The following is a 6418-nucleotide window of genomic DNA, read 5'->3' on the forward strand; positions in this document are numbered from 1 at the left end:
TGTTTCTGCTACAGGCTGAAGGGCAAATAGATAAAGCGCTTGCATTGCTCTGTCTTTCATAGTCGGAATACCCAAAGGGCGTTTCTTTCCATCAGACTTTGGGATATATACTCGCCTAAGTGGCATCGGTTTATATCCCTTACTTGTCAACGTTGCAATCGCTTGCCATTTTGCCTCGGCAGTTGACCATGCTACTTTGTCAATTCCCGTAGTCCTTTTACCTCTGTTTTCAGTCACTCTTCTTACTGCTAATTGCTTAGCATAAGTCGAGCGTGTTAATAATCTTTGCAATCTTTTCACTTTGCGCCAATTATTCTCAAGTGTCGCTTTCGCAATCCTACTCTGCAATCCTTTAACATGTCTTGTTGCTTTGACCCAGTCAATACTGTGCCATTTACGAGCCATGCCAGAGGTCGCTGGAGCTGGACTCTTATTAGCCTTTAAGCTATTATGAGCTTGCTCTTTCATACTTACCTCTTGATACAAGAAGTAGCAGAAATTACTTGATTGTGGTGAATAACTACCAAAGAAACTCCCACGTTACCGTGGTAGTTATTCAGTGAATCAAATAACTCTACCACGATGTAACATGGTTAATGATTGAGTTTTGAGTTTGGCGTCTGCTTGTCACAGATGAATTACTTCCCAATAATTCATTTTAAACTGTTAGGCATTCGTCAGCTCATCCCTCGCCTAAAATAATTCCATTAGAAATTATCCACTAAAGGATTAGCCCGTCATCTTGCGACGGAAGACCAGTTAGAAGTCTGCACCCTTTCGGGTTAGGTTATGTTTCACACCCTATGTTAGCCATTACAGCCAACCCTTCGCTTTCTCTAACCTCCTTTACCTGCACACTCAACAGCATTGCTTACGCTCTGCCTGCCGTACACTCTTCCATTTTCCGTGTAGTCGGGTAGCAGTAGCACATTACTGTGCCACCGCCCCCTAAGAACTGTACGAGCGAATTTCTCCGCATACAGCTCAAGCCTTCCAATTGACTTAATAAGCCAGTTTCACTACTTCTAACTTCAGTGCATGAACTTTTTTATGGCAGATAGGATGTAATAACACTCTATTTTTCAAAGCATCAGTACCCCCTTGCACTTTGTAGATTATATGGTGGTCATGCCATCCCGTTTCTTTTGTGATAGGGAGTAAACATAATCCACAACGACCTTTTTGAGTTTTATACAACATTTGCCATTTACTTCTGTGAGAGAATTCCTCGTACATCCGTTTTTGGTATAATGTTTCTCCGTATAATTCCCATTCAGGTAAAAACGGGTTATAGTCCGATTTTACTTTGATGTGTCGTTTGATTGCTGTCTTGCTACACTGCAATATTTCAACCCATTTTTCTACACCATGGCGGTCTTTCATCGTAGTACCGAAATTCCACACTCGGTTAGCGGTTGTTTTAAAGTATTTCTCTTTAATCCAACGTTTACCTTTCTTACTGTGTCGTCTCTTGCACCAACTCCAAATTGCCCACCATATTAGTGCATCCATTCGCCCATAGGCATCACTGGCTACTTGACTTCGGTGATAGTTAGCCCATCCCCGAATCATTGGATTTAATCGCTTGATTAGCTCTTCTTGTTTGACCATTTTAGACTTTTTGATTCTGTTTCTCACCTTGCTATAGAATGCTTTCACGTTCTTTTTGCTCGGTTTGATTAAAATCTTGTCATTGAATTGTCTCACTGTCCAACCTAAGAAATCAAACCCTTGCTTGATATGTACTACCTGTGTTTTTCTCTCCGAAAGCGTTAATCCTCTTTCTTTGAGAAAGGCTTTAACCACAGGGATAACTTTTTCTTCCAGCAATTCTTTTGATATTCCTGAAATGACAAAGTCATCTGCATATCTCACCATGTACGTTTTATGTTGCCTGATTTTCTTGCTTGCTTTCTCACCGAAGTATTCAGCTAGCACCTTTTCTAAGCCGTCTAACGCCATGTTTGCCAATGTTGGAGAAATTATGCCACCTTGCGGTGTCCCTTCCTCCGTTGCCTTCACCTGTCCCATATCAACAACACCTGATTTTAACCATTTTGTTAATATTCGTTTATTCATTGGAATATTATTAATTAACCAATCATGGCTAATATGGTCAAAACAGCCCTGTATATCTGCATCTAATACCCACTGCGCAGGTTGGTTTGTTTTCCTTCCTTTGTGTGAATATATCCGATGTATATGTGTTATCGCATCTGCCGTAGAGCGGTTGATACGAAACCCATATGAGCCTTTATCTGCTGTTGTTTCTGCTACAGGCTGTAGAGCAAATAAATAAAGCGCTTGCATTGCTCGGTCTCTCATGGTCGGAATACCCAAAGGGCGCTTCTTTCCATCAGATTTGGGAATATAAACCCGCCTAAGTGGCATTGGTTTATATCCCTTTTCCGTTAGCGTTGCAATAGCTTGCCATTTTTCTTTCGGTGTTGACCATACCACCTTGTCAACCCCTGAGGTTCTTTTACCTCTGTTTTCCGTCACTCTCCTTACTGCTAATTGCTTAGCATCCGTTGAGCGTGTTAATAATCGTTGTAATCTTTTAACTTTACGCCAATTATTTTCCAGTGTCGCTTTCGCAATCCGACTCTGCAACCCTTTAACGTGTCTTGTCACTTTGACCCAATCGATGTTGTGCCATAGTGCTTCTTCGCCAGAGGTCGCTGGAGCTGGACTCTTTTTAGCTTTTACGCTAGTATAAGATTGCTCTTTCATACCTACCTCTTGATACAAGAAGTAGCAGAAATTACTTGATTGTTGTGAATAACTACCACTGGAACGTTCCCACGTTATAGCGTGGTCGTTATTCAGTGAATCAAATAACTCTACCACACTGTAACATGGTTAATGATTGAGTTTTGAGTCTGACAAGTGCTTATAACAGATGAATTACTTCCCAATAATTCATTTTTAAACTGTTAGGCATTTGTCAGCTCATCCCTCGCCTAATATAATTCCATTGGAAATTACCCACAAAGGGTTTAGCCTGCCATCTTGCGACGGAAGACCAGTCAGAAGTCTGCACCCTTTCGGGTTAGGTCATGTTTCATACCCTATATCAGCCATTACAGCCAATCATTCGCTTTCTCTGACCTCCCTTACCTGCACACTCAACAGCATTGCTTACGCTCTGCCTGCCGTATACCATTCAATTCACCCGTATTAATACGATTACTAAATTGTGGACGGCAAGTATACAGGCTTACCAAGTTCCGTTATTACCACACGAATAGTTAAGATGTAGACTTTCCGCCGATAGTCTTGTTGATGACGTATTCCCACGCTAAAAGGGAATAACCGACTACATTACCTTTTGGTCAAAGCCTATCAGTAGTTTTGGCTTTTTCAGCATTACGGCGTTTAACATCTATTCACATTACATTCATCTTTCTATTCAGTCTAGCCCCTCATAACTTACTACTAGTTATTACTTAGTTTCACCTCACGACTCCACTAACCTTGCTATTCCTCAAGGGGGTACATTGTCAGGAAGCTCCGCACCAGACCGTTGCCAGTCTCGCACTATCCCTAGACTACTGCTAGTCATATAGCAGGTTGACTCTCATATAGTTAATACTTCTTCCTATATGACTCAACAATGGTAACAACAGCTTATGCACTTATACTCGCAATATTGTCAATTTTCGCTTAAACTATATGCCGATAGGTCTCTCTTTCTTCGACAGCTCAATATTTCTATTGAGACTTCTTAGAAATTAAGAATATCAGATAAGATTAATTGAAAAGTCGAAGACCGTTCTCTAAAATTCTAGAATTGTCTTCTAGTAGACTAAGAAGTATTAGATTTGCCTCTAAATAGGCTAAAAATTACACTTATTACCAAGTGGAGGTTATTGCAATATCCTTTCGGATATTGAATAACATCCTACTTGGATACTGCGAGGCGTGATTAGGGCTATTAACCCTAACCACTTCACCGAAAACTTATTAAAAATCAATAAGTTACGGCGACATAAGTGCGCTCTTGTCGCACTATACGGTTGCTGAATTGTGGACGGCAAATGTACAGGCTTACCAAGTTCCGTTATTACCACACGAATAGTTAAGATGTAGACTGTCCGCCGATAGTCGTATGATGGCGTATTCCCACGCTAAAAAGGAATAACCCACTATGCACCTTTTGGTTAAAGCCTATCAGTAGCTTTGGCTTTGTCAGCATTACGACGTTTATCATCTATTCACTTACGTTCATCTTTCTATTCAGTCTAGCCCCTCATAACCTGCTACTGGTTATTACTTAGTTTCACCTCACGATTCCACTAACCTTGCTATTCCTCAAGGGGGGTACATTGTCGGGAAGCTCCGCACCAGACCGTTACCCGTCTCGCACTATCCCTAGACTACTACTCGCCATAAAGTAGGTTGGCTCACGCTCTCGCTTAATTGCTAGCTCGTTCCAACAATGGCAATAACAGCTTATGCACTGCTCATAAAACTGCTCGAGTGAAATAAATAGGCTTTTACACCTGATATTTTACCAATAATATATTGTAGACATGATTCTCTATTGCCCCTTCATTATCAACCTTAAAGTTAGTATTACGCTTAACTTTAATATTGTGTTGATTAATGTTGCGACTAATCACTTTGTCTATATTGTAATTACTTTCTTAATGTTTTACCCTATGGTTTTAAATAAACCCTGGACATTAAGTCGTATCTTATTAGTTAAAAAGAGACGTCGGCAATCGTTTTATTGCTCGCCTTGTAGTTGTGTATAGTCCAACTATGACTGGAGAGTGTAAGACTCTCAAAAGGCTCCAGTTTACTTCATGGCGAAGTTTTGATGTCAGCTATATCTTCGGCTCATCATGTAGTTGTATATAGTTCAACTCTGGACTGGTAAGGTTTATACCTTACAAAGGGCTTACAAGAATACGTCCCCTCTTGTATACGGGTTGAAAGGTTATCTCTATAACGCTTTCTGTATTATCTCCCTTTCGGGAGTATGAAGGCTCCCTCGAGGAGTTTACAAGCTTGTAAATAAGGAAAGAATATTTCATCTTCGCGCTTATTTACTGATAAAAGGGGAAAGTATTTCATTTCCGCCTTTTATCTCACTTGATTTTACGAAAAACTTCATAAAAATCAAGCGCTTAGTGCTGCTTGTCGCACGTCGGGTAGCAGTAGCACATTACTGTGCCACCGCCCCCTAAGAACTGTACGAGCGAATTTCTCCGCATACAGCTCAAGCCTTCCAATTGACTTAATAAGCCAGTTTCACTACTTCTAACTTCAGCGCATGAACTTTTTTATGACAGATAGGATGTAATAACACTCTATTTTTCAAAGCATCACTGCCCCCTTGCACTCTGTAGATTATATGGTGGTCATGCCATCCCGTTTCTTTTGTGATAGGGAGTAAACATAATCCACAACGACCTTTTTGAGTTTTATACAACATTTGCCATTTACTTCTGTGTGAGTATTCCTCATACATCCGTTTTTGGTATAATGTTTCTCCGTATAATTCCCATTCAGGTAAAAACGGGTTATAGTCCGATTTTACTTTGATGTGTCGTTTGATTGCTGTCTTGCTACATTGCAATAATTCAACCCATTTCTCTACACCATGACGGTCTTTTATCGTAGCACCAAAGTTCCACACTCGATTAGCGGTTGTTTTAAAGTATTTCTCTTTAATCCAACGTTTGCCTTTCTTGCTGTGTCGTCTTTTGCTCCAATTCCATAAAGCCCGCCATATTAATGCATCCATATGCCCATAAGCTTCACTGGCGACTTGACTTCGGTGGTAGTTTGCCCACCCCCTTATCATTGGGTTAAGTATTTTTATTAAGTCTTCTTGTTTTATCATGCTTAACTTCTTTATCCTCTCTCTTACCTTGTTATAAAATGCTTTCACATTCTTTTTACTCGGTTTGATAATGATACTCTTGTTAAACTTTCTTACCGTCCAACCTAAAAAGTCAAAACCCTGCTCGATATGCACGATGTTGGTTTTTCTCTCCGATAGAGTTAATCCCCTTTCTTTGAGAAACGCCTTAACCACTGGGATAACCTTTTCTTCCAGTAACTCTTTCGAAATCCCTGATATGACAAAGTCATCCGCATACCTTACCATGTACGTTTTATGTTGCCTGATTTTCTTACTTGCTTTTTCACCGAAGTGTTCAGCGAGCACTTTCTCTAAGCCATCTAACGCCATATTCGCTAGTGTCGGGGAAATTATGCCGCCTTGCGGTGTTCCTTCCTCCGTTGCTTTTACCTGCCCCATATCCACAACGCCCGATTTTAACCATTTCTTTAATATCCTTTTATTCATTGGGATATTATTTATTAACCATTCATGGCTAATATGGTCAAAACAGCCCTGTATATCTGCATCTAATACCCACTGCGCAGGTTGGTTTGTTTCCCT

General features: G+C 40.4%; 3 protein-coding genes. All 3 read right to left on the bottom strand.

Translation table 11 applies throughout. The features are described from left to right. The coding region (locus tag A9G42_RS05035; RefSeq protein ID WP_179854604.1) for a reverse transcriptase N-terminal domain-containing protein at positions 1 to 468 on the bottom strand (468 nt) is incomplete at its 3' end. A 534-nt stretch (positions 469 to 1002) separates the two neighbouring features. Further along, positions 1003 to 2733 carry a group II intron reverse transcriptase/maturase gene (gene ltrA, locus A9G42_RS05040; protein ID WP_065652807.1) on the bottom strand — a complete coding sequence of 577 codons (1731 nt, stop codon included), beginning with the start codon at positions 2731 to 2733 and terminating at the stop codon, positions 1003 to 1005. A gap of 2512 nt (positions 2734 to 5245) precedes the next feature. Further along, the coding region (locus tag A9G42_RS05045) for a reverse transcriptase domain-containing protein (protein WP_179854605.1) at positions 5246 to 6418 on the bottom strand (1173 nt) is incomplete at its 5' end.

The organism is Gilliamella sp. Nev6-6 (assembly GCF_001690605.1).
Classification (GTDB): domain Bacteria; phylum Pseudomonadota; class Gammaproteobacteria; order Enterobacterales; family Orbaceae; genus Gilliamella; species Gilliamella apicola_C.

Bases quoted from the DNA above. Each gene is read 5' to 3' on its own strand.
- ltrA (WP_065652807.1), bottom strand. From the start codon at position 2,733: ATGAAAGAGCAATCTTATACTAGCGTAAAAGCTAAAAAGAGTCCAGCT.